Origin of the sequence: Flavobacterium sp. LMO6, assembly GCF_009495795.1 — a bacterium.
Classification (GTDB): Bacteria; Bacteroidota; Bacteroidia; order Flavobacteriales; family Flavobacteriaceae; genus Flavobacterium.
This window is the reverse complement of the sequence record NZ_WIBH01000052.1, coordinates 1-882: the sequence shown is the minus strand read 5'-3', so window position 1 is coordinate 882 and position 882 is coordinate 1. Positions and strand designations below refer to the sequence as shown.

Sequence of the window (882 nt, the reverse complement as noted above, 5' to 3'; positions counted from 1 at the left end):
CTGGATTAGGATTAACTGTAATTTCTATTGTTCTCGGCGTTCCATCGCATCCATTGGCATATGGAATTATAGTCATTGTTATAGTTCCTATTGTTTCAGGATTATTTAATATCGCTATCTGATTGATATCCGCTTCTGTACCATTAGTTACATATGAACCCGTAATATTAGATACCGTTGCGCTCCATGAATAAGTTGTTCCAATAATGTCACTACTTAAAACAATATCAGTTGAACTTACTGAACAAATATTTGAACTATATGATATGTTTGTGATGGTTGGTGTTCCCATATCTTGGTTATCGAAAGGAATAGATGCTAATGATGTACAAAATCCATTTCCTGAAGTTACCGTATAACTTGTTCCTAGAATCATGCCTGAGATTAAACCTGTTGCTCCTACTGTTGGACCTGCTGGTGTAAATGTGTATGTGTTAGATGCGCTGTAGTTTGATATTGTTGAGCTTCCTGCAGCAGAACAACTAGCGGCAACTGATGTGATAGTTGGTACTGCTGGTGTTGGTAATTGTGCCGCATTGCTAAAACTTGCTGATGCTACTGATGTACATCCACCATTGGTTGCTGTTACGGTATAACTTGTTCCAACTGTCATGCCTGAAATTACTCCTGCAACTCCTACTGTTGGACCTGCTGGTGTAAATGTGTATGTGTTAGAAGCGCTGTAGTTTGATATTGTAGAACTTCCAGCTGCTGAACAACTAGCAGCAACTGATGTGATAGTTGGTACTGCTGGTGTTGGTAATTGTGCCGCATTGCTAAAACTTGCTGATGCTACTGATGTACATCCACCATTGGTTGCTGTTACGGTATAACTTGTTCCAACTGTCATGCCTGAAATTACTCCTGCAACTCCTACTGTTG

Annotated in this window: 1 protein-coding gene; it reads right to left on the bottom strand. The window is 39.7% G+C overall.

Annotation, left to right across the window (positions count from 1 at the left end):
- A partial coding sequence (locus GFJ99_RS13500; RefSeq protein ID WP_305069021.1) for a PKD-like domain-containing protein occupies positions 1-882 on the bottom strand: 882 nt, incomplete at both ends.